Annotated in this window: 23 protein-coding genes; 12 read left to right on the forward strand and 11 right to left on the reverse strand. The window is 73.0% G+C overall.

Annotated elements, in window-relative coordinates:
- Positions 1–30: 30 nt before the first annotated feature.
- Positions 31–1,749 (reverse strand): PP2C family protein-serine/threonine phosphatase, encoded by a 1,719-nt coding sequence (locus tag ACFWV2_RS16915; protein ID WP_384405801.1) that lies wholly within the window; start codon positions 1,747–1,749, stop codon positions 31–33.
- Between the two features lie 239 nt (positions 1,750–1,988).
- Here ACFWV2_RS16915 and ACFWV2_RS16920 point away from each other — a divergent pair, with 239 nt between their 5' ends.
- The 3 genes from ACFWV2_RS16920 (at position 1,989) to ACFWV2_RS16930 (ending at position 5,063) form a co-directional block, all read left to right on the forward strand.
- Complete coding sequence (locus ACFWV2_RS16920) at positions 1,989–2,864, forward strand: oxygenase MpaB family protein (protein WP_384405802.1); 876 nt, start codon at positions 1,989–1,991, stop codon at positions 2,862–2,864.
- A 266-nt stretch (positions 2,865–3,130) separates the two neighbouring features.
- Positions 3,131–4,618 (forward strand): SulP family inorganic anion transporter, encoded by a 1,488-nt coding sequence (locus tag ACFWV2_RS16925; protein ID WP_384405953.1) that lies wholly within the window; start codon positions 3,131–3,133, stop codon positions 4,616–4,618.
- 85 nt (positions 4,619–4,703) lie between these two features.
- A complete protein-coding gene (locus tag ACFWV2_RS16930) occupies positions 4,704–5,063 on the forward strand; it encodes a hypothetical protein (RefSeq protein ID WP_384405803.1) in 360 nt (119 codons plus the stop codon).
- A 59-nt stretch (positions 5,064–5,122) separates the two neighbouring features.
- Here the strand turns inward: ACFWV2_RS16930 and ACFWV2_RS16935 are convergent, their stop codons facing one another.
- Positions 5,123–5,818, reverse strand: coding sequence for a 4'-phosphopantetheinyl transferase family protein (locus ACFWV2_RS16935; protein WP_384405804.1), 696 nt, complete (start codon positions 5,816–5,818; stop codon positions 5,123–5,125).
- Between the two features lie 126 nt (positions 5,819–5,944).
- Here ACFWV2_RS16935 and ACFWV2_RS16940 point away from each other — a divergent pair, with 126 nt between their 5' ends.
- Entirely contained in the window at positions 5,945–7,363 is a 1,419-nt protein-coding gene (locus tag ACFWV2_RS16940) for an amidase (RefSeq protein ID WP_384405805.1), read from the forward strand.
- A 42-nt stretch (positions 7,364–7,405) separates the two neighbouring features.
- On the opposite strand, the gene ACFWV2_RS16945 is transcribed toward ACFWV2_RS16940, so the two are convergent.
- Positions 7,406–7,735, reverse strand: coding sequence for a plasmid stabilization protein (locus tag ACFWV2_RS16945; RefSeq protein WP_384405806.1), 330 nt, complete (start codon positions 7,733–7,735; stop codon positions 7,406–7,408).
- 62 nt (positions 7,736–7,797) lie between these two features.
- The gene (locus ACFWV2_RS16950; protein ID WP_384405807.1) at positions 7,798–8,292 is read right to left on the reverse strand and encodes a DUF6328 family protein; all 495 of its coding nucleotides are present in this window, start codon (positions 8,290–8,292) and stop codon (positions 7,798–7,800) included.
- Between the two features lie 226 nt (positions 8,293–8,518).
- On the opposite strand from ACFWV2_RS16950, the gene ACFWV2_RS16955 reads away from it, so the two are divergent.
- On the forward strand, positions 8,519–8,944 hold the full coding sequence (locus ACFWV2_RS16955) for an ATP-binding protein (protein WP_384405808.1): 426 nt from the start codon (positions 8,519–8,521) through the stop codon (positions 8,942–8,944).
- Positions 8,945–9,000: 56 nt separating this feature from the next.
- Here ACFWV2_RS16955 and ACFWV2_RS16960 read toward each other — a convergent pair whose 3' ends face one another.
- The 6 genes from ACFWV2_RS16960 to ACFWV2_RS16985 form a co-directional block, all read right to left on the reverse strand.
- Positions 9,001–10,446, reverse strand: coding sequence for a DEAD/DEAH box helicase (locus ACFWV2_RS16960; protein WP_384405809.1), 1,446 nt, complete (start codon positions 10,444–10,446; stop codon positions 9,001–9,003).
- 214 nt (positions 10,447–10,660) lie between these two features.
- Entirely contained in the window at positions 10,661–10,864 is a 204-nt protein-coding gene (locus ACFWV2_RS16965; protein WP_030218719.1) for a cold-shock protein, read from the reverse strand.
- Positions 10,865–11,074: 210 nt separating this feature from the next.
- Positions 11,075–11,866 (reverse strand): DUF817 domain-containing protein, encoded by a 792-nt coding sequence (locus ACFWV2_RS16970; RefSeq protein WP_384405954.1) that lies wholly within the window; start codon positions 11,864–11,866, stop codon positions 11,075–11,077.
- A 136-nt stretch (positions 11,867–12,002) separates the two neighbouring features.
- The gene (locus ACFWV2_RS16975; RefSeq protein WP_384405810.1) at positions 12,003–13,448 is read right to left on the reverse strand and encodes a glyceraldehyde-3-phosphate dehydrogenase; all 1,446 of its coding nucleotides are present in this window, start codon (positions 13,446–13,448) and stop codon (positions 12,003–12,005) included.
- A gap of 84 nt (positions 13,449–13,532) precedes the next feature.
- The gene (locus ACFWV2_RS16980; RefSeq protein WP_384405811.1) at positions 13,533–14,564 is read right to left on the reverse strand and encodes a serine hydrolase domain-containing protein; all 1,032 of its coding nucleotides are present in this window, start codon (positions 14,562–14,564) and stop codon (positions 13,533–13,535) included.
- 120 nt (positions 14,565–14,684) lie between these two features.
- Positions 14,685–16,421 carry a VanW family protein gene (locus tag ACFWV2_RS16985; protein ID WP_384405812.1) on the reverse strand — a complete coding sequence of 579 codons (1,737 nt, stop codon included), beginning with the start codon at positions 16,419–16,421 and terminating at the stop codon, positions 14,685–14,687.
- A 188-nt stretch (positions 16,422–16,609) separates the two neighbouring features.
- Here ACFWV2_RS16985 and ACFWV2_RS16990 point away from each other — a divergent pair, with 188 nt between their 5' ends.
- The 7 genes from ACFWV2_RS16990 to ACFWV2_RS17020 all read left to right on the forward strand — a co-directional run bounded on the left by ACFWV2_RS16990 (position 16,610) and on the right by ACFWV2_RS17020 (position 24,526).
- Positions 16,610–17,368 carry an IclR family transcriptional regulator gene (locus ACFWV2_RS16990; RefSeq protein WP_384405813.1) on the forward strand — a complete coding sequence of 253 codons (759 nt, stop codon included), beginning with the start codon at positions 16,610–16,612 and terminating at the stop codon, positions 17,366–17,368.
- 45 nt (positions 17,369–17,413) lie between these two features.
- Complete coding sequence (locus ACFWV2_RS16995; RefSeq protein WP_384405814.1) at positions 17,414–17,743, forward strand: putative quinol monooxygenase; 330 nt, start codon at positions 17,414–17,416, stop codon at positions 17,741–17,743.
- Positions 17,744–17,836: 93 nt separating this feature from the next.
- A complete protein-coding gene (locus tag ACFWV2_RS17000) occupies positions 17,837–18,871 on the forward strand; it encodes a LacI family DNA-binding transcriptional regulator (protein WP_384405815.1) in 1,035 nt (344 codons plus the stop codon).
- Positions 18,872–19,043: 172 nt separating this feature from the next.
- Complete coding sequence (locus tag ACFWV2_RS17005) at positions 19,044–20,117, forward strand: phosphatase PAP2 family protein (protein WP_384405816.1); 1,074 nt, start codon at positions 19,044–19,046, stop codon at positions 20,115–20,117.
- A 45-nt stretch (positions 20,118–20,162) separates the two neighbouring features.
- A complete protein-coding gene (locus tag ACFWV2_RS17010; protein WP_384405817.1) occupies positions 20,163–22,382 on the forward strand; it encodes an NADP-dependent isocitrate dehydrogenase in 2,220 nt (739 codons plus the stop codon).
- 97 nt (positions 22,383–22,479) lie between these two features.
- Positions 22,480–22,773 carry a hypothetical protein gene (locus ACFWV2_RS17015; protein ID WP_360792891.1) on the forward strand — a complete coding sequence of 98 codons (294 nt, stop codon included), beginning with the start codon at positions 22,480–22,482 and terminating at the stop codon, positions 22,771–22,773.
- A 97-nt stretch (positions 22,774–22,870) separates the two neighbouring features.
- Entirely contained in the window at positions 22,871–24,526 is a 1,656-nt protein-coding gene (locus ACFWV2_RS17020) for a sigma-70 family RNA polymerase sigma factor (RefSeq protein WP_384405818.1), read from the forward strand.
- Between the two features lie 11 nt (positions 24,527–24,537).
- Here ACFWV2_RS17020 and ACFWV2_RS17025 read toward each other — a convergent pair whose 3' ends face one another.
- On the reverse strand, positions 24,538–25,263 hold the full coding sequence (locus ACFWV2_RS17025; RefSeq protein WP_384405819.1) for a CAP domain-containing protein: 726 nt from the start codon (positions 25,261–25,263) through the stop codon (positions 24,538–24,540).
- Positions 25,264–25,295 lie beyond the last annotated feature (32 nt).

Genomic DNA, 25,295 nt, shown 5'->3' on the forward strand with positions numbered 1-25,295 from the left:
CGCCCCCTGCCGTCCCGCCCCCCCCGGCCGTCACTCCACCCGGATCGCCAGGACACACGCGTCGTCCTCGTGCCCCGCGATCTCCGCGTCCGCGAGCAGCGCGTCGATCACCTGCCGGGGGGCCGCGGGGGACGACGCCTCGACCGCGGCGGCCAGCCGGTCGATGCCCACGGTCACGTCCTCGCCACGCCGTTCGACCATGCCGTCGGTGTAGAGCACCAGCATGTCGCCCGGCAGCAGCGGGGTCGACGAGGTCTCGTACGCGTACCCCGGCAGCGCTCCGAGGAGCGGACCGCGCTGTTCCGTCGCCAGCACCTCGGCACGTCCGTCGCGCAGCAGCAGCGGCGCGGGGTGGCCGGCGTCGGCCCAGTGCAGGACCTTGTCCTCGTCGAGGTGGCCGGCCACCATCGTGGCGGTGTGCCCGGTGGGATCGCTGCACACCAGGTCGTTCATCCAGGTGGTGATCTCCCCGGCCGACGATCCCGTCTGGGCCAGGCCGGCCAGCGCGTGCCGCTGCTGGGCCATCCGCGCGACGGCGTCCAGACCGTGCCCCGACGCGTCGCCGATCGCCACCAGCACCCGGCCGTCGGAAAGGAGCCGGCACTTGTACCAGTCGCCGCCCACCGCCGCGTCGGGCTCGACCGGCCGGTAGGAGGCGGCCACCGTCAGCCCGACCGCCGCGAGGGCCTCCGAGTGCGTGGGAAGGATCGCCTCCCGCAGCGCGTCCGCGACCTTGCGTTCCGCCTCCGTCATGCGCCGCAGCCGGTCCGACTCCCGCTCCGTCTCGGCGAGGCGCCGACGGCTGCGGATCTGCGGGGTGAGGTCGCGGGCCACCAGGTTGACGGCCCAGGTCCGGCCGTCCGTCCCGGTGACGGGCCGCCCGAGGAGGTCGAGCGTACGGACCTCGCCGAGGACCAGGAAACGGATCCGGGTCCATGCGGGCTCCTCGCCCGCCAGCACGGAGGTGAGGAACTCGGAGAACGCCGTGAGATCGTCCGGCAGCAGTGCGTCGCACAGCTGGTCCAGGGTCCACGGCATGCGCACGTCGGCGTGGAAGATCCGGCTCAGCCCCTCCGACCAGGTCACCTTTCCGGAGAGCAGGTCCCAGTTCCCCCACCCCATCGACGCGAGGAACTGGGCGTCGATGGTGAGGAGCTCCGCCTGGGTCTGCACGGGCCGCCACGTCGCCAGCACCTGCTCCCCGCACCGGGCGGCGGAGTACAGCAGGGGAGTGCGGTGGATCCGGCCGAGCCGCTGCTCGGTGTAGTCCACCACCAGGCCGGCCAGGGGCTTTCCGGTGTCCACCACGTCCGCGAGGGCGGAGAGCAGACCGGAGTGCGCCGCGCCGGGCCGCGCCTCCAGGAACCGCTGGCCGACCTGGTGGTCCGGCGGCTCCAGCCAGTCCGCCGACCTGACGCGGTTGCCCGCCACGATCCTGAAGTCCAGGACGGCCGCCGCGTCGCCCCACACCGGTTCGAGGAGCACGGCGGAGACCGGGATCGCGGCGAGCACCGAGCAGACTCCGCTGCCGCCGGGCTCGTGGGTGCCACACAGGCACCGGGCGGCCCCGTCCGTCTCCGCGGAGGGCGGCAGCACCGCCAGGGACTGCAACGGCGACGTCATGTCCGCACCGGCCGTCGGGGCCACCGCGCGTTCCGTGTGCCGGCGAACCGTCGCCCGCAGCGACGTGACCTCACGGCCGATCATGCCCTTGAGGGCGTCGACGCTGTCGGGCAGGGGAAAGCTCATCGATCGCCTCCGGGCACCACATGACGTACCGCTCGCCTCCGGGCACCGGCGGTGCGCCGCCCGGTTCCGCTGACCACTCGACCGACGGCGGTGGCGGTACGGACGCCGGCGCACCTGCCGCCACGGGGCGGCTGCCCTCCGCGCGTGGCTTCATGCGCGGCGCGGCGCGGGCATCCGGGTGACCGTCGAGGCCGGGGCGAGGGAGCGGTCGCGGGCAGACCGGGAGCCATACTGGAGGTGTGCCACGGTCTCCGTCCTACGTCCTCGCCCTGCGGGAGCGAGCCGGTGAGTCCCTGCTCCACCGGGTCGCGGGCCCCGAGGCGCACCGGAAACGCGCGCGCATCCACGGCACGCCGGGCCCGCGCTGGTTCGGCCCCGACCGTCCCGTCCGCACCGTGCACGGGGACGCGTCGATGTACATCGGCGGCCTCGCCGCCCTGCTGCTCCAGTCGCTGCACCCGACCGCGATGGCGGCCGTCGCGGCCCACTCGGGCTTCCAGGGCGACCCGTGGGGGCGCCTCCAGCGGACCAGCACGTTCCTCGCCGTCACGACGTTCGGGACCAGCGAGGACGCGGAAGCGGCGGTGACACGCGTGCGCGAGGTGCACGACCGGATCCGGGGAACGACGCCCGAGGGCGTGCCGTACCGCGCCTCCGACCCGCATCTCCTCGGCTGGGTGCACGTCGCCGAGACGGCGTGCTTCCTCCAGGCCCACCAACGGTACGGACGGGCTCCGCTCGACCCGGCCGGGGCGGACGGCTACGTGGCCGACATGGCCGAGGTGGCGCGGCGTCTGGGTGCGGAGCGCCCGCCCGGGACCCGCGCCGGCCTCTCGGCGCGCCTGGCCGAGTACCGGCCGGAGCTGCGGGCCACACCCGCGTCCCGGTCGGCGGCCCGTTTCCTGCTCTCGGAACCGCCGCTGCCGGCGGTCGCCAGGCTTCCCTACGCGTTCCTCGCGGCCGCGGCGGTCGAGCTGCTGCCCGCCTGGGCGAGGACGTTCCTCGACCCGCCGGCCGCCACCCGGCTGATGCTGCCGCTGGCCCGTCCGGGGGGCCGTGCGATCACCGGCGGCCTCCGCTGGGTGATGACGGCCCCTCCGCCGCCACCGGCGTGATCGCCGTACGGGGGCGGGCGTCGTACGGCGAGTAGAGTTGCCGGGGGTGAGAGCGGCGTGCCGTCGCCTTCCCGCTGACGTGTCGGGGTCGAGGGCGCCCCCGGCGAAGATCCGTTTCCGGCGGGAGTGAGCGGGACGGAAGCGTGCGCGAGCCGCCGACGCCCACCGAATCCGTCCGTCCGCTGTGACGCCCGTGCTGCCGGGCCTCGTCCCGCCCCGCCCCGAGCCCGACAGGTTTCCCTCCTTTGTCCCCTGCTGCTTCCGCTCTGTCCCCGGCCGCGTACCTGCGTCGTCCGAAGCCCGACTGGCTGCGTGATCCGAAGGTGTGGCGCACCGAGGTGCTGGCCGGTCTCGTCGTCGCGCTGGCGCTGATCCCCGAGGCGATCTCGTTCTCGATCATCGCCGGTGTCGACCCGGCGATCGGCCTGTTCACCTCCTTCACGATGGCCGTCGTCCTCTCGGTCGTCGGCGGCCGGCGGGCGATGATCTCGGCCGCCACCGGCGCCGTCGCGCTCGTCATCGCGCCGCTGAACCGCGAACACGGCCTGGGCTACCTGATCGCCGCCGTCATCCTGGCCGGTGTCTGCCAGGTGATCCTGGGCGCGCTGGGAGTCGCGAAGCTGATGCGGTTCATTCCGCGCTCGGTGATGGTCGGCTTCGTCAACTCGCTCGCCATCCTGATGTTCATGGCCCAGGTCCCGGAGATGCGGAACGTGCCGTGGGCCGTGTACCCGCTGGTCGTCGGCGGTCTGGCCCTCATGGTGTTCTTCCCGAGGGTCACCACGGTGGTCCCCGCGCCCCTGGTCTCCATCGTCATCCTCACCGCCATCACCGTCGGCGCGGCCATCGCCGTCCCGACCGTGGGCGACAAGGGCGACCTGCCGTCCTCGCTTCCCGTGCCGGGGCTCCCGGACGTGCCCTTCACGCTCGACACCCTGACGACCATCGCCCCGTACGCCTTCGCCATGGCGCTCGTCGGCCTGATGGAGTCGCTGATGACCGCCAAGCTCGTCGACGACATCACCGACACCCGCTCGAACAAGACCCGCGAGTCCATCGGCCAGGGCGTCGCGAACATCGTCACCGGCTTCTTCGGCGGCATGGGCGGCTGCGCCATGATCGGCCAGACGATGATCAACGTGAAGGTCTCCGGCGCCCGCACCCGGCTGTCGACGTTCCTCGCGGGCGCGTTCCTCATGGTGCTGTGCGTCGTCTTCGGCCCGCTCGTCTCCGACATCCCGATGGCAGCACTGGTCGCCGTCATGATCATGGTGACGTTCGCGACCTTCGACTGGCACTCCGTCGCCCCGAAGACGCTCCGGCGGATGCCCGCAGGGGAGATCGCCGTGATGGTGATCACCGTCGTCTGCGTCGTGGTCACCCACAACCTGGCCGTCGGTGTCGTCGTCGGCTCGGTCACCGCCATGGTCATCTTCGCCAAGCGTGTGGCCCACCTCGCCGAGGTCACCCCCGTGACCGCCCCCGACGGCGCCACCGTCGTCTACCGGGTCACCGGAGAGCTGTTCTTCGCCTCGTCCGACGACATCGTCGGGCAGTTCGACTACGCGGGCGACCCGGACAAGGTCGTCATCGACCTGAGCGCTGCGCACATCTGGGACGCCTCCTCCGTCGCCGCCCTCGACGCCATCGAGAACAAGTACGCCCAGCGGGGCAAGACCGTCGAGATCACCGGCCTCGACCGCCTCAGCTCCGACCTCCACGCCAGGCTCACCGGCGAACTCGCGGGCCACTGAGACCGGTCACCGAAGCGCCTTGACCGGCCTTCGCCCCGACCCGGCCGCCCGAGTGGTCCCCCCGTCCTCGAAGGAGGACGCTGGAATGAAGGGCGTCCGGGTGTCGAGGGCGTACCGACGACGCGCCTGCCCGGTCGCGAAAGGCCGCGCCATGCGCATGCTGCTGAAAGTTCAGATGGACACACAGGCCTCCAACGAGGCCATCAGGCAGGGCACCCTGCAGAAGACGATGGAGAGCGCGCTGAGCGAACTCCACCCCGAGGCCGCCTACTTCGGCACCGAGAGCGGCTGCCGGACGGCGTATCTCTTCTTCGACATGACCGACCCCTCCCAGATGCCGAAGTTCTCCGAACCCTTCTTCATGGAGCTCGGCGCCAGGATCACGTACTCACCGGTCATGAACCGGGAGGACCTGGGCAAGGGCCTCGACGCCATCGGCCGGTAGGTGAGGAGGACGTCCGACCGCGCCGAACGCGGTCACCCGACGCCCGACCGGGCGGAGCGTCAGTGCCCTTCCCGTACGGCGACGGCCGCCGCGAAGGAGGGCGCGACCGGAACGTCGGTCAGTGACCACCCCGGCACCGTCGCCGGTTCGGGGCCCGTGCCGACGTACGTCCGTGGCAGCCCTCCGGCGAGTCCTGCGCCCGTGCCCTTCAGGTACGCCTCCTTGCGCGCCCAGCACCGGGCGAACGCGGCGGCCCGGCCGTCCGCGGGCAGCCGGGCGAACTCCTCCCGCTCCCTCGGGTGCAGGCTGACCGCGACGAGGTCCGACGTCCCGGCCTCCGGGTACGCCTCGACGTCCACCCCCACCGGTCTCCCGGCGACCCCGACGAGGACCAGGTCCCGGCTGTGCGAGAGGGAGAAGTGGACGCCTCCGCCCCGCACGGCCGGCCGGCCGTGCGGCCCGCCGCACAGCGGACAGTCCTCCCTGACGAACGCGACCTCGCCCGGCGGCACGTCCAGGTAGCGCCCGAGCAGACGCCGCACACCGCCGTGCGCGGCGAGGTACCGCGCCCGGTCGCCCTCCCGCTTCAGCGCCTTCCACCGCTGCCGCTCCTCGGCGTCGAGGAGGCCGTACGCCTCGGGGTCCGCCGCCACCCGCAGCAGCCAGAGCGCCACCGTCCCGTCCGCGAGGGGCGCCACGGGTCCCGGCGCGGCACCGGCTCGCCACACCCGCACAGGGGTGATCTCCATGGTCATGCGGTCATTCTGCACGGGTCCGCCCGGTGGGACGGGGAGAGGGCGGGGCCCGAACCCCTCGCGTGTTACCGGCCGGTAGGGCATTCTTGCGGTCAACCATCCACACGGCCGGGGGCTGAGGCAGCGGTGACGACTTTCGAGGAACGGGCGACGGTGCACGCCTACCGGGACGACGCGCTGGGGGAGTACGACGCCGTCGGTCTCGCCGACGCCATCCGGCGGGGTGAGGTCGGCGCGGCGGAGGCGGCCCGGGACGCGGCCGAGCGGGTACGGGCGGTCGAGGCGCGGCTCCGCGCCGTCCAGGTCCACATCGACCCTCCCGCGCGGGAGGCGGGCGCGGGAGGCGGTGCGTTCGCGGGTGTGCCGACGTTCGTCAAGGACAACACCGACTACCTGGGCCTGCCCACCGGCCACGGCAGCGCCGCCTTCACGCCGAGGGTCGCCCGGCGGCACGCGCCCTTCACCCGGCAGTTCCTGAGCAGCGGAGTCACCGTCCTGGGCAAGACCCGGCTGCCCGAGTTCGGATTCAGCCCCGCCACGGAGTACGACGGCGCGGAACCGGTGCGCAACCCCTGGAACACGGGCTACTCGGCGGGTGGTTCGTCCGGCGGCAGCGCGGCGCTCGTCGCCGCGGGGGCGGTGCCGATCGCCCACGCCAACGACGGGGGCGGTTCGATCCGCATTCCGGCCGCCTGCTGCGGACTCGTCGGCCTCAAGCCGACCCGGGGCCGGGTCGTGACGAACGCCCAGAGCCGGCAGCTCCCCCTCGACATCGTCTCCGACGGCATCGTGAGCCGTTCCGTGCGGGACACCGCCGCGTTCCTCGCCGCCGCCGAGGCGCACTGGCGCAACCCCCGGCTCCCGCCCGTGGGCCTGGTCGAGGGCCCCTCCGGGCGAAGGCTGCGCATCGGGTTCCTGCTCGACTCGCCGAACGGCGTCCCCGCCGACCCCGCCACCAGGGCGGCCGTGAGGGAGACGGCCACCACGCTCGAACGGCTCGGGCACACCGTGGAACCGGTGGAACTGACCCTCGACCCCCGCTTCACCGAGGACTTCCTCAGCTACTGGGGGATGCTGTCGTTCCTCCTCGGTGTCACCGGCCGGTCCCTCGGCGCGGACTTCGACCGGCGCCGGATGGACGGACTCAGCCGCGGACTGCGCGAGGACTACCTGCGGGGCTGGCGGCGCACCCCGGGCGTGCTGCGGCGCCTGAAGCGCACGAGGGAGGCGTACGCGGCGGCGTTCCGGGGACTCGACCTGGTCCTCACACCCGTACTGGCCCACACCACACCGGAGATCGGTCACCTCAGCCCGACGGTCCCCTACCGGACCCTGATCGACCGGATCCTCGCGTACGTCGCCTTCACCCCGGTCAACAACGTCGTCGGTACACCGTCGATCTCGGTGCCCGCCGCGAGCGCCACGGAGGAGGGACTGCCCGTCGGCGTCATGTTCTCGGGCCGGCCGGGCAGCGAACGGACGCTGCTGGAGGTCGCGTTCGCATTGGAGGCGGACCGCCCGTTCCGGCGCGTCCAGGATCGCTGACCCGGGGCACCCGAGGGGCGGCCGCTCGCGTCGGCGGCCGTCTCAGCCGTCGCCGCCGAGGGCGCGCTCGAGGCCGGCCTTGTTCATCTTCGAGCGGCCGTCGATGTTGCGCCGCTTCGCCTCTTCGTAGAGCTGGTCGTACGTGCGCCCCGCGGCGCCGCTGTGGGAGCGCCGGCCCCCGCGCTCGCCGGAGGACATGTCCTCCCGGGACAGCTTGCTCGATGTCTTGGACTCGCCATGCCGGGCCCGTCCCTTGTTCACCGTGCGGGCGGCGATCTCCTTGGCGCGCTCAGGGCTCTCGCCGCGGTCCTCCGCGCTCTCCTTGATGTGCTCGTACTGCCGCTCCCGCTTGGGGCTGGATCCACGAGGCATGGTCCTTCTCCTTCCGGCGCGTCCGGCGGGGGTCGCCGTGCGGCTACCCCGCGCCGCGTCCGTCACTCGTCGGCGTGGGAACCGTGCCGGCGCCGGGCCCACAGGGGCAGGGCGAACCAGCACAGCAGGTACCACGCGAGGACGGGTCCCACCAGATAGGCGACGAGGGAGTCGTCGGTGGCCACGCGCAGGATGAGGAAGAGCGCGGCGGTGAGGGTGGCGAGCAGGAGCAGGATCCCGGTCATGACGAGCCGGGACGCCCAGGCGACCGCCTGGGGCTTGAGCCGGCGTCCGGAGACGAGACGGTGGAAGGAGACCGGGCCGATGAGCGCGCCCGTGGCCAGCGAGCCCAGGATCACCGTCACGATGTAGATCGTCTTGTCGGTGGAGCCGAGGTCCGCGAACCGGGGGGTGAAGACGACGGTCAGCAGAAAACCGAGGAGAATCTGCACACCCGTCTGCGCGACCCGTATCTCCTGCAGGACGTCCTGCCACTGCCGGTCCGCGCGTTCGTCCGTGGTCTCGTCACGGCCCCGCCCGTTGTCACGCTCAGTCATCCCACTCACCCTCCGGTCCAGCGGCCGTCGTCACCCGAATGGCCGTACGCCGCGTCTGCCCCCGACCGCCTTGCCGCATCCATACCGCAAAGATCTTCGTGTCATCGCACGAATACGGTCCCGCCCCTCGTACGAGGGGAAGAGGGAGTGCGACGCGCGGGTCGGGGCAGGGGCCCCGTGAAGGGACGACCGGCCGGGCGGAACGAGAGACCGGGAGGGCAGATCAGTGACCTCAGGGCAGCACACGCCGGACAGCGTCCGCTCCTGGATTCCGCGTGACGCCGCCGGTGCGCGGGCCCAGGTCGCGGAGGCCTTCGCACGGGCCGTGGCCGGCACGGGAAGCCCGCCGTCCCCGACCGCCCTGGGCGACGCCCTCCTCGTGACGTCCGAGCTGGTGAGCAACGCGCTGCGGCACGGGGGCGGCCTCACCGGCTTCGGAGTGGAGTGCGACCGCGGGGCGATGACGATCACCGTCGCGGACGCGAGCGGCGAGCTGCCCCACCTCACCGGCGGACAGGGCAGGAAGCGCGAGGCCGGCCTGGGGGAGGGCGGCTTCGGCTGGCCCCTGATCAGACTGCTCGCTCTGGAGATCCGGCTCCGACTCCCGCCACGAGGCGGCAAGACCATCGAGGTACGGCTCCCGCTGCACTGAGGGCTCCCGCGGCCGCCGACCGCTTGCACACCCCTTGCCGGGCCGGCGCGACGCCCTCAGCCGCCGCGGCGGATCCTCGCGGCCTGGCGCGCCTCGGCCGTCTTACGGGCCTCCGCGGCCCGCCGGGACTCGTTCTTGGCGCGGCCGGGACGGCCCGGGACGGTGCCCATGCCGCGGAAGGCGGCGCCGCCGCGCTTGGGGCCCTCCTTGCTGGGCGCGCTGCCGTCGACGGGGACGCCCGAGGGGGTACGCGCGCCGGTGATGCGGCTCAGTACCGCCTCGCCCGAGCGGACCTGGGTGACCTCGGCCCGGATGCCGGCCTCCGCCATCAGGCGCGCCACGTCCCGCCGCTCCTCGGAGGTGACGAGGGTGACGACGGCACCGGACTCGCCGGCGCGGGCGGTGCGCCCGCCCCGGTGCAGGTAGTCCTTGTGGTCGGCGGGCGGGTCGACGTTGACGACGAGGTCGACCTCGTCGACGTGGATGCCGCGCGCCGCCACGTTGGTGGCGACGAGGACCGGGACCTCACCGCTCCGGAAGCGCTCCAGGGTGCGGGTCCGCAGCGGCTGGGACTTGCCGCCGTGGAGGGCGGCGGCGCGCACACCGCTGCCGAGGAGATGCCGGGTGAAGCGGTCGACGGCGGCCTTCGTGGCGAGGAACATGATGACGCGCCCGTCACGGGCCGCGATCTCCGTGGCGGTGGCGAACTTGTCGGCGCCGTGCACCTGGAGCACGTGGTGGTCCATGGTGGACACCGTGGCGGCCGACGGGTCCACGGAATGGACGACCGGGTCCGTGAGGTAGCGCTCGACGAGCAGGTCGACGTTGCGGTCGAGCGTCGCCGAGAACAGCATCCGCTGGCCCTCGGGACGCACCAGGTCGAGGAGCTCGGTGACCTGCGGCATGAAGCCCATGTCGCCCATCTGGTCGGCCTCGTCCAGGACGGTGACGCCCACCCGGTCCAGACGGCAGTCCTTGCGCTCGACGAGGTCCATGAGCCGGCCGGGTGTGGCGACCAGCACCTCGGCCCCGTCGCGCAGCGCGGTGGCCTGCCGTCCGATCGACATGCCGCCGACGACGGTGGCCAGGCGCACCTTCAGGGCGCGCGCGAAGGGGTCGAGGGCGTCGGTGACCTGCTGGGCCAGTTCACGGGTGGGCACGAGGACCAGCGCGAGCGGCTTGCGGGCTTCGGCGCGGCGCCCCGCGACGCGTACGAGCAGGGGCAGGCCGAACGCGAGGGTCTTGCCGGAGCCGGTCCGGCCGCGCCCGAGGACGTCACGGCCCGCGAGGGCGTCGGGCAGGGTCGCGGACTGGATCGGGAACGGCTCGTCGAGGCCGAGACCGGTGAGCACGCCGAGGACCTCGGCCGGCAGGTCGAGCTCGGCGAAGGTGGCGGCCGGCGGCAGGGCGGGGGTGACGGAGGCCGTCACCGCGAATTCGTCCCGCGCCGCGGCGGCGCGTCGTGCCTTGTCGGTACGGGAGGTGCTGTGGGTGCTGTCCATGGGGGCCTTCCTCGAGACGGTGCGCTTCGAGGAATTCGCGACGGGCTGTCGGCCCAATGAATTACAGGAACGTACCGAACGCCGTATGCGTGCGGATCCGGCCGTGCCGACGGGAGGGAAATCGACGTCCGGTCCGTGAAATGCCTGGAAAATACAACGAGCCGGGGCCCTCACCACACGGGTGAGGGCCCCAGCTGCGTCGGACGTGTCAACGTCAGGCGGGGAGAATGTTCTCCGCCTGGGGGCCCTTCTGGCCCTGCGTGACGTCGAAGGTCACCTTCTGGCCTTCCTGGAGCTCACGGAAGCCAGAGGTGGCGATGTTGGAGTAGTGGGCGAAGACGTCCGGGCCGCCACCCTCCTGCTCGATGAAGCCGAAGCCCTTTTCAGCGTTGAACCACTTCACGGTGCCGTTAGCCATAATAAATCTCCTTCGGGGCGTAGCCCAGGGGTCCGCACTGTGCGAAACCCGGAGTCGCCGTGATGATTGCCCCGTCCGGAAAACTGCACCGAAAACACAGAAAGTGCCTGACGATGTCGAATCGTCAAAGGCACTTGTAAGTTTCTTTGGGAACCACGACTGCAACTGCTGTGACTCTAGCACGTAGGCCGGGGGAGCGCACGGAACCGCCTACTCCCGTCGGCGGCGGGTCTGCCACGGACTCACCGCCGACGGGACCGGGCCCGTGGGCCGCCCCCGGTGCGCCGTGAGGACGAAGGTGACCGTGATGAGCAGCGCCCACGCGCCGAACTTGGCGACGGACACGGGCTGCCAGCCGTCCAGCTGGTTCGGATAGCTCCAGGCGCCGACGTACGTGGCCGCGTTCTCCGCGACCCACAGGAAGAACCCGATCAGGACGAACGACAGGGCCAGCGGCATCCGGTGATCCCGCTCACCCACCCGGAACCGCACCCAGGTCCCCGCCGTCGCGACGAGGAGGAGCGCGGCCAGGGCCCACCGCGCGTCGGGCAGCCAGTGGTGGCTGAAGAAGTTGACGTACACGGCGGCGGCGAGGACCGCGGTGACACGCGGCCGGTAGCCCGTGAGCCGTAGGTCGAGCAGGCGCCACGCCCGGCAGACGTAACTGCCGAGGGCCGCGTAGAGGAAACCGCCGTACAACGGCACTCCGCCGACCTTCGTCAGCGAGTCCTCCGGGTAACTCCAGGAACCCATCCGTACCTTGACCAACTCGAAGAGAAGACCGATGACATGGCAGCCGGCGATGACGACGACGTCCCGCCCGGTGTCCCAGCCGACCTTCCACGCGACCAGGGTGAGCCCGATCCCGTACAGGAGCAGCAGGTCGTAGCGGGCGATCGGCAGTTCGGGCAGCAGGGTGGAGACCGCGATGCCGCCGACGAGCGCGAACGCGAAGGCGCAGCAACGGGCCTGGAGCACCGCGAAGAGCAGCAGCTGGCGCATCAGGTGCCCGAACGTCTTCATGGGGGGAGGGACGCCGGGCCGTCGTGGTCGGTTCACTCCCTGCTCCCCACGACGAGCGGCGCGCCGCACCCCCGTCAGGAGGTGCGGCGCGCCGTCGGGCCGTCGGGCGGGTGGATCAGACCGCCGGGGACGGGAAGGTCGGGTACTCCACGCCGGAGACGTGCTGGACGACCCGGATGACCTGGCACGAGTAGCCGAACTCGTTGTCGTACCAGAGGTAGAGGATCGCGTTGTCGCCGTCGACCTTGGTCGCGCCGGCGTCGATGATCGACGCGTGACGCGAGCCGACGAAGTCCATGGAGACGGCGTCGGGGGCCGTGGTGAAGTCGATCTGTCGCTTCAGCGGCGAGTGCAGCGAGACGTCCCTGAGGTACTCGAGGACCTCGTCGCGCGTGGTCTCGCGGCCCAGCCGCAGGCTCAGGATCGCGATCGAGACGTCCGGGACGGGGACGCGGATCGAGCTGCCGGTGATCGGGGCCTTCAGCGCCGGAAGCGCCTTGGCGACGGCCGAGGCGGCACCGGTCTCGGTGATCACCATGTTGAGCGGCGCGGACCGGCCGCGACGGTCGGCCTTGTGGTAGTTGTCCAGGAGGTTCTGGTCGTTCGTGAACGAGTGGACCGTCTCCACGTGGCCGCGCAGCACGCCGTACTCGTCGTCCATGGCCTTCAGCGGCGGGACGATCGCGTTGGTGGTGCAGGAGGCGCAGGACAGGATCTGCTCGTCCGGCTTCACCGTGTCGTGGTTGACGCCGTGCACGATGTTCGGCACGTCACCCTTGCCGGGCGCGGTCAGGACGACCTTGTCGATGCCGGGGCGCAGGTGCTTGGAGAGGCCTTCGCGGTCGCGCCACTTGCCGGTGTTGTCGATGAGGATGGCGTTCTCGATGCCGTACGCCGTGTAGTCGACCTCGGAGGGGTCGTTGGCGTAGATCACCTTGATCGTGTTGCCGTTGGCGACGATGGTGCTGTTCGCCTCGTCGACCGTGATCGTGCCCTGGAACTGGCCGTGGATGGAGTCGCGGCGCAGCAGCGAGGCACGCTTCACGAGGTCCTGCTCGCCGCCGCCGCGCACGACGATCGCGCGCAGACGCAGACCGTTGCCCGAACCGGCCTTCTCGATGAGGAGGCGGGCGACGAGGCGGCCGATGCGGCCGAAGCCGTAGAGGACGACGTCGCGTCCGTCACGGCGCTCGATCTTGTTCTCGCCGGTGGCACCGGCGACGGCCTCGGCGGTGAACTCCGCCACCGAGAGTCCACGGTCGTCGGTCTTGTACTCGGCGGCCAACATGCCGATGTCGATCTGCGACGGGCCGAGGTCGAGGGTCGTGAGCGTCTGGAGGAAGGGGAGCGTCTCGATGACCGACAGCTCCTCGCCGGCTATCTGCCGGGCGAAGCGGTGGGTCTTGAGGATGCTGACCACCGACTTGTTCACCAGGGAGCGGCTGTGGAGGAGGACGGTGACGTCCTGCTCCCGGTGCAGCTTCCCGATGATCGGGATCATCGACTCCGCGATCTCCTCGCGGTTCTTCCAACTGGTGAACGAGTCGTCATTGACAGTCACAAGATTATCTTTCGAGCTAGGCGGCGCTCATATGGTAACCCCCGGCTCGTTTGATCCATCAGGGGGTCGGGTCACCGGTGCGCGTCACGTGAAGGCGAGGGTCCGGAAGGCGTTCCTGACGCGGGTGAGCGGTTCGGCGTCGCGGGTCAGCCGGAGCCGGTTGGTGAGCAGGACCGCCCAGCGGTCACGGGCCGGCGACACCCACAGGGCCGTGCCGGTGAAGCCGAAGTGCGCCCAGACGTCGTCCGAGGGGGCCGTGCCCGGCGCCGGATGCCAGAACAGCCCGCGCGGCGGTACGAGCCCCCCGGTGCGCACCCGGAGCGAGGCGGCCGTCCAGTCGGCGGAGAAGACGCCGGGCACCGGGGCGAGGACCTGGCGCAGGAACCGCCCGATGTCGGGGGCGGTGGTGAACACCCCCGCGATCCCGCAGGCGCCGCCCAGGAGCCGGGCCGAGAAGTCGTGGACGACGCCCCGGAGCGGGGCGCCGCTCTCCTCGTCGTACTCCGTGGGCGCGCACCGCTCCCTGACCGCGGCCGGCAGGGGACCGTACCGGGTCTCCGTCATGCCGAGGGGGCTCCACACCCGGTCCTCGGCGAGGCGGGGGAGGGGACGCCGGGTGAGGTGCTCGGCCAGGTAGCCGAGGATGAGCGCGGCCCGGTCGGTGTACGCGACGGCCGCCCCGGGCCGGTGCCGGAGCGGCTCGGCGAGGACGCCGTCCCGGACGTCCTGCGGGTCGGAGCCGTACAGGTGCCGCAGATTGGCGCGGAGCGGCAGCCCCGCCGTGTGCGTGAGGAGGTGGTGGGGCGTGACCCCGGCGAGGGGGCGTCCCGCCGCCTCGGGCCAGAACGAACCGAGCGGGGCGGCCAGATCGAGCTTTCCCGCGTCGACGAGGGTGCCGGTCACCGCCCAGACGGCGAGGATCTTGGTGAGGCTGGCGACGTCGAAGAGCGTGCCGGGACGCGTGGGTTCGTCGGGGCGGGCCGGGTCGAGCAGACCGACGGCCCCCTCCGACACGGTCGTACGGGTGTCACCCACGGCCCATACGGCACCGGGGCAGACGCCCGCGCGCACCGCGTCGCCGAGGAGACGCTCGAAGGGGTCGCTGCGCTGCGCCAAGGCGTGCCTCCGACGGGTAGCGGGCGGCCCTGGCCTGGTGGGCCGTGCTTCGGAGTCATGCCCCGGCCGTATCGGAAGACACCCTTCCGTCCGTGCGGGTGCCCGCCGGGCACCCCCGGGTCACTCGCAGATCACCTCGTCGCGCGGGGTGTAGTGGGTCCTGAACGTCTCCCGCTTGACCTCGGCGCCGCCGTCCTTGAACACCCGGTCCACGGCGATGTCGAAGCCCTCCAGCGGCTCCTGCGGCATACAGGCCTCGCCGGTGCCCTCGCGCTTCGCGGGCTCCTTGAGGTTGGTGCGGGGCCCGGCGACCGCCTCCACCGAGTCGTACTTCTTCGTCCCGAGGAAGCTCACGGTCACGGAGGAGTCCGTCGCGTCCGCCTTGATGTAGATCGGCTTCCCGGAGTCGTTGCGGAACTTCAGGTCCAGGCTGCCCCAGGCCACGGTCGCCTCCCGGCCGGCCGGGTAGCGCTCGATGTAGAAGGAGTGGGCGCCGTACTCGACGGGCTTGACCCCGGCGAAGAACATGGCGTTGTAGACGGTGGTGGCCATGGCCGACACACCGCCGCCGGGCGCGGACCGGTACTGGCCGTCGAGGATCATCGTGCCGTCGACGAAACCGTTGTCCGGGGTGCGTTCGCCGACCGTCCTGTTGAAGCTCCACACCTCGCCGGGCTGCACGACCGAGCCGTCGATGAGCTCGGCGGCGCGTCCGATGTTCGTCGTGCGGTACGGCGCCGTCGGGAAGTCCACCGTGAACGTCGACATCTGCTCGGTGATGCCGAGACGGGCGAGGGAGGCGGCGGTCAGCTCGGGCTGGGTGGCCGCCGTGACCACCGGAGCGGTACGGGCGGCCGCGCCGGTCTCGGTCAGCAGCGGGCGTACGGCGTCGCCGAGGGCCTTCGACGTCACCTCGCGACCCGGCCGGCCCTCGGACTCCACCACGACCTTGCCGTCCCGCACCCCGAGCGTGGCCTCCACGGGCGCGCCCGTCAGCGAGGCGACCGGCCGTGCCACGTCGGGGTCCCGGAACAGCGCCTCGGCGTCGAGCGCGGCGCTGAGCCGGCCGTTCGCCGCCTTCACCGTGAGGTGGTCGCCGAGGGTGGCGGGGGAGATCCGCAGCCGGTCGGTGCCGGCCGTGAGCGTCACCGGGCCGGACATCGCGGGCTTCGCGTACGTGTCGAGGAAGCGGGTCACCTCGGCCGCGGGGAGCTTCGGCTCGGTCCGGGTGACGGGGAGGGTCACGGGCGCGGTGCCCGTGGCGGGATAGGCCGCGCGCAGGGTCTCGACGGCCCGCCCGGTGTCCAGTCGCTGGCCCGTGACCGACGGGGTCGCGACGGCCTTGCCCCCACGGAAGGCGACCGACCCCTCGCGCACCTCGCGGTCGTACTTCTCGGCCAGCTCGGCCACGGCCGCGCGCGTCTTGTCGGCGTCGTGAGCGAACACGGGGCGGATGTCGCGCTCGCCGGAGGAGAAGAGCCGCCCGATGACGGTGACGGGATCGCGCGAGGGGTCGGCCGCCTCGTCGGCGGTCTTCTCCAGGTCCACCGAAAGACCGGCGGAGGCGGGCGCCACGGTCGTGGTGCGGTCGCCGATCCGCACGGGTATCGGCGCGCTCCACGCCGCCGGGGCCTGCGCCGCGAGCCTGGTGCGGGCCTCGGCCCGGCTCATGCCGCCCACGTCCACACCGGCGATCCGGGTGCCGGCGGATATGTCGTCACCGGTCGCGAGCACCCCGGCCACGTACAGCCCGCCCGCGGCGACGGCGACCACGGCTGTCGCGATGACCGTCGCCCGGAGACGCGGTCGGCGCTCCGCGCGGTGCGTCGGGGCTTGGTCGGTCCTGGAGCGGGGCACACGCTCTCCCGTGGCGTCGGCGATGAGGGAATCCACCCGACGATACGCCGAAAGAGTGTCTTATGCACATAAGGGCGATCTGACCTGCGGTGATACGGACCGCGGCGAGGTCGGCACGGAGCGTTGCCGCCGGATCGCGGAGGGGTCCTGGTGGGAGAGGGGCCCGGGCCGCCGCCTACGCTGGTGCGATGCCCGCCCTCCCGAGCCCCGGGCCCCGGTCGGCCGACCGGGCCCTCGCCGTCCTCGACGCCGTCGCCGACGCCGACCGGCCCGTCGGCGCCAAAGCGCTGGCGCGGCAGCTCGGTTGCGCCCTGTCGACCGTCTACCACGTCACCGGCCCCCTGCTCGCCCGCGGCTACCTCGCCCGCACCGCCGAGGGATACGCGCCCGGACCCCGCGTCCCCGCCCTGCACCGCTCCCACCAGCGGCACCACGGACTCGGCGCCGGCACCGGGGAGCTCCTCGGCCGGCTGCGGCGGGCCACCAGCGCGGAGGCGTACCACACCGCCTACCGCGACGGGCTGATCACCGTCGTCGACACCACCGCCCCCGTCACCGACACCGGCCACCCCTTCGCGCCGGGCCCCGAGAGCCGTGCCCACGCGACCGCCCACGGCAAGGCGCTGCTCGCCGCGCTCCCGCGTCCCCTGCGCCGCCGTTACCTCGCCGAGCACGGGATGGCCCGCTTCACCGAGCGCACCATCACCGGCGCCGCACGCTTCGAGGCCGAGGTCGACCGGGTGCGGGGCCAGGGCTTCGCCGTGTCGGTGGGCGAGGCGGACCTCGCGTACACCTGCCTCGCCGTGGCGCTGCCCGAGCGGGGCGACGGCATCGTGCACGCCCTCTCCGTGTCCCTGCCGACCGGCGACCTCGGACGGCGCCAGGGGAAGATCCGGGCCGCGCTCGCCCGGGCCGTACCGGAGTTTCCGGCCCTGCCGGAATCCTGAGGGCCCCGGCCGGCCCCGCCCGCCCTCGCGGTGCAGGCTGGACGCATGATCTTCATCGCCGTCCGTTTCACCGCGCGTCCCGACCACGCCGACCGCTGGCTCGACCTCGTCGCCGACTTCACCCGCGCCACCCGCGAGGAGCCCGGTAACCTCTTCTTCGACTGGTCCCGCAGCGTCGACGACCCGAACGTCTTCGTCCTCCTCGAAGCCTTCGCCGACGCCGAGGCGGGCGCCGCGCACGTCACGTCCCCGCACTTCACGGCCGGTCTCGCCGCCATGGCCGGAGCCATCGCCACCACCCCCGAGATCATCAACGTCGAGGTGCCCCAGCAGGGCTGGGGAGCCATGGCCGAGCTCGCCCCTACCGGCTCCTGAACCCCCTTCCGACACCCCGGGGGCCCGCCGTTCCGCCTGATAGGTTCGCGTGCACACGCAGGCGGGGCGGCTGCCCGAGGGGAGAAGCGGCACATGGCGGTGAGCGGGCGTCAGACCGGCAGGCCCACCCTGGAAGAGGTCGCGGCGCTGGCCGGAGTCGGCCGCGGCACGGTCTCCCGGGTCATCAACGGCTCGCCCCGGGTCAGCGAACAGGCCAAGGCCGCCGTCGAACGGGCCGTCGCCGAACTCGGCTACGTGCCCAACCGCGCCGCCCGCGCGCTCGCCGGCAGCCGGACCGACGCCGTCGCCCTGGTGATCCCCGAGACCGAGGCCCGGCTCTTCGCCGAGCCCTACTTCCTCGACATCATCCGCGGCGTCAGCAGTGAACTCGCCGACGCCGACAAACAGTTGCTGCTCACCCTGATCCGCAGCGAGCAGGAGCGGCAGCGCTTCGAGCAGTACCTCGCCGCCCAGCGCGTCGACGGCGTCCTCCTCGTCTCCGTCCACGGCGACGACCCGCTGCCCGACCAGGTCCGCGCCCTCGGCCTGCCCGCCGTGCTCAACGGCCGCCGCACCGAGGACGAGCGCGTCGCCTTCGTCGACTCCGACAACACCGGCGCCGGCCGGACCGCCGTCGCCCACCTCGCCGCGCGCGGCCGCCGCGCGATCGCGACCATCACCGGCCCCCTCGACATGTACGTGGCCCGCTGCCGCCTCGACGGCTACCGCGAGGGCCTGGCCGACGCCGGACTCACCGCCGACGAGGGGCTCGTCGCCGGCGGTGACTTCACCGAGGAGGGCGGCCGCCGCGCCATGCGCGAACTCCTGGACCGCCGGCCCGGCCTGGACGCCGTCTTCGCCGCCTCCGACGTCATGGCGGCGGGCGCCCGGGGCGTGCTGCGCGAGGCGGGCCGCAGCGTCCCCGAGGACGTCGCCCTCGTCGGCGTCGACGATTCGGCCGTGGCCCGGCACATGGACCCGCCGCTGACCAGCGTCCGCCAGCCCATCGAGGAGATGGGCCGCGCCATGGCCCGTCTCCTCCTGCAGGAGATCGCCGCACCCGGCGACCCCGACGATCAACCCCGCACGATGCTCCCGACGGAACTCGTCGTCCGCGCGTCCTCCTGACGTCGGGCGCCGCGCCCGTCGACGTACGCCCTCCCCGTCAGCCCGCCCCGGCACAGGCCCGCCGACCTCGGCAGGGAGCCGGCGAGAGGCCGGCGGCGGGCCCGCCCCGCCCGGTTCGCCGTTCGGGTGCGTCCAGCGGGCGGGGCCACCACGGGTGGGTTCGAATCGGGGCATGGCTTCCTACGACAGGTCCCGCGCGGGCGGCTCCCCGAGGCCGCTGGAGACCGGCGACACCTGGTGGTACGCCGCCGTGGCGGGCGAGGCGCCAGGCTCGTTCAGCACCCGCGTCCGCACCCGGACCCGACGTGCCTGTCTCGGTGCCGTCCTCGTCCTCACCGTCACCTACGCGGGGCTCGTGCTCACCGCGACCGGCCGCCGCTGGGGCGACGCCGCCATGGCCGGCCGGCGCGCCGACACCGTCGCCGCCACCCTGATCCGCGAGCACCCCTCACTCACCGGACTCACCACGCTCTCCCTGGCCACCGGCTGCGTCCTGCTCCTCGCCGTCGGTCTCATACGCGGGCGGTACGCCCTTACCGGGGCGGCCGCCGGCGCGGTCGTCACCGCCCTCGCCCTCACCGGACTGCTCCAGCGGTACGCACCGCGCCCCCCGCTTCCCGACCCCGGCGGGCCGCTCGTCCCCAGCGGCTTCCCCAGCGCCCAGACGACGCTGGCCCTGGGCATCGCCCTCGGCCTCGCCCTCGTCGTCCCGTACCGGCAGCGCGGTCTCGTCGTCGGCGCGGCCACGCTCTGGGCCGTCGGCGTCGGCGCCCACACCGTCGCGGCCGGCAGGCACCGGCCCGGCGACGTCGTCGCCGGAGCCCTGGTGGCCCTCGCCGTCCACTGCGGCCTCCTCGCCCTGCTCGCCCGCAAGGGCAAGGTGCACCCCGGCGCCCGGCGCGGGCCCGCCCTGGTCGGCCTCCCCGTGACCCTGCCGCTCCTCCTCCTCGCCGCCGCCGGACTCGGCGCGGGCCTCTGGCTGCTCGGCCCCACCCTCGTCCCGCCCGCCACCGGCGCCTACGACCCGGCCCAGCTCCGGCTCGCCCACCGCTGCGGCCAGGCACTCGCCGCCGGCGTCGTCGCCGCGGCGGGGCTGCTCCTCCTCGCGCTGCTCCGCCGCGTCGAGCTGGGCGGCGTCCCCGCCCACTACCGGCTCGACGGACCGTTCGTCGAGGCCGCCGGCGCACCCCGGGACTGCGAGCTCGTGGACCCCTTTACCGAGGACCTCGATCACGAGATATCTTGATGTCGAGCAATCTCGCATACGCAGACGTGGAGCTGGAGAACCCTGGTGACTGACTCGACCATCATCTACACCCACACTGACGAGGCGCCCGCCCTGGCGACGTACTCGTTCCTGCCCGTGATCCAGGCGTATGCCTCGCAGGCCGGCGTCACGGTCGAGACGCGGGACATCTCCCTCGCGGGCCGCATCATCGCCGTCTTCCCCGAGTACCTGGAGGAGGGCCAGCGCATCGCCGACGCCCTCTCCGAGCTCGGTGACCTGGCCAAGACGCCCGGCGCCAACATCATCAAGCTGCCGAACGTCTCGGCGTCCATCCCGCAGCTCAAGGCGGCCGTCGCCGAGCTGCAGGCGCAGGGCTACGCCCTCCCGGCCTACCCGGACGACCCGAAGACCGACGAGGAGCGGGACATCCGCGCCCGCTACGACAAGATCAAGGGCTCGGCCGTCAACCCGGTCCTGCGCGAGGGCAACTCCGACCGCCGCGCGCCCGGCTCGGTGAAGAACTACGCCAAGGCCCACCCGCACCGCATGGGCGCCTGGACCCCCGAGTCCAAGACGAACGTCGCCACGATGAGCGAGAACGACTTCGCCTCCACGGAGAAGTCCGTCGTCATCGCCGAGGACGACACCCTCCGCTTCGAGTTCACCGCCGCCGACGGCACCACCAGCGAGCTCCGCGAGCCGCTCAAGGTCGTCGCCGGCGAGGTCGTCGACGCCGCCGTCATGCGCGCCGCCGCCCTGCGCACCTTCCTGAGCGAGCAGGTCGCCCGCGCCAAGGCCGAGGGCGTGCTCTTCTCCGTGCACCTCAAGGCCACCATGATGAAGGTCTCCGACCCCATCGTCTTCGGCCACGTCGTGCGCGCCTTCTTCCCGCAGACCTTCGCCACGTACGGCGAGACGCTGGCGGCCGCCGGTCTCTCCCCGAACGACGGTCTCGGCGGCGTCCTGAAGGGCCTGGAGTCCCTCCCGCAGGGTGAGGAGATCAAGGCCTCCTTCGAGGCCGAGCTCGCCGCCGGCCCCGCCCTCGCCATGGTCGACTCCGACAAGGGCATCACCAACCTGCACGTGCCGTCCGACGTCATCGTCGACGCCTCGATGCCGGCCATGATCCGCACCTCCGGCCACATGTGGGGCCCGGACGGCCAGGAGGCCGACACCCTGGCGGTCCTCCCGGACCACAGCTACTCGGGCGTGTACCAGGTCGTCATCGACGACTGCCGCGCCAACGGCGCCTTCGACCCGTCGACGATGGGCTCCGTCCCGAACGTCGGCCTCATGGCGCAGAAGGCCGAGGAGTACGGCTCCCACGACAAGACCTTCGAGATCGCCCAGGCCGGCACCGTCCGCCTCGTCGACTCCCGGGGCAACGCCGTCCTGGAGCAGGAGGTCGCCGAGGGCGACATCTTCCGTGCCTGCCAGACCAAGGACCTGCCCATCCAGGACTGGGTCAAGCTCGCCGTCACCCGCGCCCGCGCCACCGGCGCCCCGGCCGTCTTCTGGCTGGACGAGAACCGCGCCCACGACGCGCAGCTCATCGCCAAGGTCAAGCAGTACCTGTCGGAGCACGACACCGAGGGCCTGGACATCAAGATCATGTCCCCGGTCGACGCCACCACGTTCTCCCTGGAGCGCATCCGCCGCGGCGAGGACACCATCTCCGTCACGGGCAACGTCCTCCGCGACTACCTGACCGACCTCTTCCCCATCCTGGAGCTGGGTACCAGCGCCAAGATGCTGTCGGTCGTCCCGCTGATGGCGGGCGGCGGGCTCTTCGAGACCGGCGCCGGCGGCTCCGCCCCGAAGCACGTCCAGCAGCTCGTCAAGGAGAACTACCTCCGCTGGGACAGCCTCGGCGAGTTCTTCGCCCTGGCCGCCAGCTTCGAGCACCTCGCGACGTCCACGGGCAACTCCCGTGCCCAGGTCCTCGCCGACACCCTCGACCGCGCCACCGGCACCTTCCTCAACGAGGACAAGTCGCCGACCCGTCGCCTCGGTGGTATCGACAACCGCGGCAGCCACTTCTACCTCGCCCTCTACTGGGCCCAGGAGCTGGCCGCCCAGACCGAGGACGCGGAGCTGGCCAAGGCCTTCGCCCCGCTGGCCGAGACCCTCTCGACCAACGAGCAGAAGATCGTCGACGAGCTGAACGCCGTCCAGGGCTCCCCGGCCGAGATCGGTGGCTACTACCAGCCCGACCCGGCCAAGGCCGCGGCCGTGATGCGCCCGTCCGCCACGTTCAACGAGGCCGTCGCGTCCCTCGCCTGACCGGCACGGGACCACCTGGACCGCCCCGGCCGGAACTCCTCCGGCCGGGGCGGCCTTGTCGGTGGCGCATCCGCCGTCCGGGTGTGAACCTGGATGGATGAGCTGGGCATCCTGGACGACCGCCGGTGTCTACACCGGGCGAGGTGGCGTGCTGACCGACGAGGGTGGTGTCGTCACGGGCGATCTGACCGTGCACACGACCTGGGCCGACGGCGAAGCACGCGTGGCCGTGCAGTACAGCGGCGCGTCCGACTGGTTCACCATGTCGGGCAGTCCCGTTCCGTGCGCGACGGAGGAGGAGAGCCGCGATCTCCACGACGACGTCGTGGAAGCCGTCCGGGAGGGGAACGGGGCCACGGTCCCGACCCTGCCCACGGCACCCCCCAGGTAGGGGTCCGCGCCCCGCACCGTGAAGAAGTGTTATCCCTCCCACGCCCAGGGGTCTCCGGAGGACGGGGGACTCGAACCAGGGATGAGGGAGCAGACCCATGCACATCGACGAGCGCCGCACCACCGCACTGGTGGAAGCGGCCAGGGCCGGTGACGCGCAGGCGAGGGACGCACTGGTACGCGCGTATCTGCCCCTCGTCCACAACATTGTCGGGCGGGCCCTCGACGGGCACGCCGACACCGACGACATCGTCCAGGAGACGATGGTCCGCGCCCTGGACGGCCTGACCGGTCTCCGCGACCCGGCCCGCTTCCGGTCCTGGCTCGTCGCCATCGCCATGAACGGTGTACGCCGCCGCTGGCGCGAACACCGGCAGGCACCCGTGCCCGGCCTCGACCGGGCCACCCACCTCGCCGACCCGGCCGGCGACTTCACCGAGGTCACCATCCTCCGGCTCGGCCTCTCCGGACAGCGCAGGGACGTCGCCCGCGCCACCCGCTGGCTCGACGAGGACGACCGTGAACTCCTCGCCCTCTGGTGGCTGGAGGCCGCGGGCGAGCTGACCCGCGCCGAGCTCGCCGAGGGCCTCGGCGGCATCTCGCTGCAGCACGCCGCCGTCCGTGTCCAGCGGATGAAGGAACGCCTCGAAACCGGCCGGGCCGTCGTCCGCGCCCTGGACGCCGCGCCGCTGTGCCCCGGCCTCGCGGAGACCGTCACGGCCTGGGACGGCCGCCCCTCCCCGCTCTGGCGCAAGCGCGTCGCCCGGCATCTGCGGACCTGCGCCGACTGCACCGCCCGGGTGACCGGCCGCCGCGGCCTCGCCCCCGTCGAAGGCCTCCTGGTCGGCCTCGGCCTCGTGCCCCCGCTGGCCGTCGGACTCGATGGCGTCGACGGCCTGGAACCGGTCGTGGCCGTAGGCGGCGACAGCCTGGAACCGGGCGCCCTCGCGTCGGGGGGCGGGGACAGCCCGGAACCGGTCTCACCCGCACCCGGGGAGAGCGACGCGCTCGTGCCCGCTGCCCAGGCGTCCGGTGGCGGCGAGGCGCGCGACCCCGGCGCGCCTGCCGGCGAGGGCGCCGCCCCCGACCCCGGTGCCTTCGGGGCCGTCCCCCGACGGACGTCGTTCCGGCGTGCGGCACTCGCCGGAACGGCGGCCGTCGCCGTCCTCGGGGCGGTCACCCTCCTCGTACCGCAGGAGCCGCACGCGCGCGTGAAGCCCGGCAGGCCCGCCGCGGCGCCCCCGGCGGCCCCCTCCCCGGCCCCGACGACCCCCACTGTGGCCACCACCGTCGCCGCGCCCCCCCCGACGACGATCCCGCCGACCACCCCGCCGGCGCCCCGCCCCACCGCGCGCCCCACGCCGACGCCCGACGCCGGGGAACGGGTCACCGGACTCGTCAACCGGCTCCGTGCGGCCGCCGGTTGCGCGCCGCTGCGGGTCGACCCCCGCCTCACCGCGGCGGCCCGCGGGTACGCCGAGGACATGGCGGCGCGCGACTACTACGGTCACGCCAGCCCCGAGGGCGAGTACGCGGACGTGCGGATCACGGAGGCCGGTTACGACTGGAGCGCCTGGGCCGAGAACCTCGCCCGCGGTGCGGCCGACCCGCGGTCCGTCGTCGAGGACTGGACGGACGGCTCGATGCACGAGGAGAACATGCTCGACTGCCGGTACCGGGACACCGGAGTGGCGTCGGCGCCCGGTCCCGGCGGCACGATCTGGGTGCAGAAGCTGGCGGCCCCCGCCTCCTGACCCTCCGGGGTTCAGCGCTTGGCGCCGAAGTTCTGCACCCAGTAGGCGCCGTCGGCGGTGAGGGCCACGCCGACCCCGATGTCCTTGAAGGAACAGTTGAGGATGTTCGCCCGGTGGCCGGAGCTCTCCATCCAGTCACCCATGGCCTGGGCCGGGGTCTTCGGACCCCGGTGGATGTTCTCCGCCCAGGCCGACCACGCGTACCCGGCGTCGCTCAGCCGGTCGCCGCCGTCGCGGCCGTCCGGGCTGTCATGGCTGTAGTAGTCGCGTGCGGCCATGTCGTCCGCGTGCCTCTGGGCGGCGGTCCGCATATGACGCTCGGCGCGGAGCGGCGCGCACCCGGCGTCCTCACGCTCGGCGTTGACGCGGGCGACCAGGTCCTGGACGAAGCTCGCGGCCTTGCCCGCCGGCGCCTCGGCCGCCTTGACCGCGCCCTGTCGTTCCCCGTGGGGCGCGACCGGTGCCGCGACGGCGGGAGCGGCGGCCCCGGGGCCCGCGACGGTGGTGCCCGATGCCGTGGGGTTTCCGACGCCGGGGCCCGAGGGCCTGGGGCCCGCACCGGTGGAAGCCGCCATGTAGGTCCCGGTCGCCACCGTCAGTACGGCGGTCGCGGCTCCGGCGAGGGTGACGGCGGTGCGGAAGGACGGACGGCGGCGCGGGCGCCGCCACCTGCGTGCCCCGCGGTGCCGGCCGTCCGCGTGCGCCGCCCGGTCCTCCGGATGGTCGTGGTGCCGCATGGAACTCCGCTCTCTCGCCGTGGTCGCCGGAC

The sequence above is a fragment of the Streptomyces sp. NPDC058671 genome (assembly GCF_042716475.1).
GTDB lineage: Bacteria > Actinomycetota > Actinomycetes > Streptomycetales > Streptomycetaceae > Streptomyces.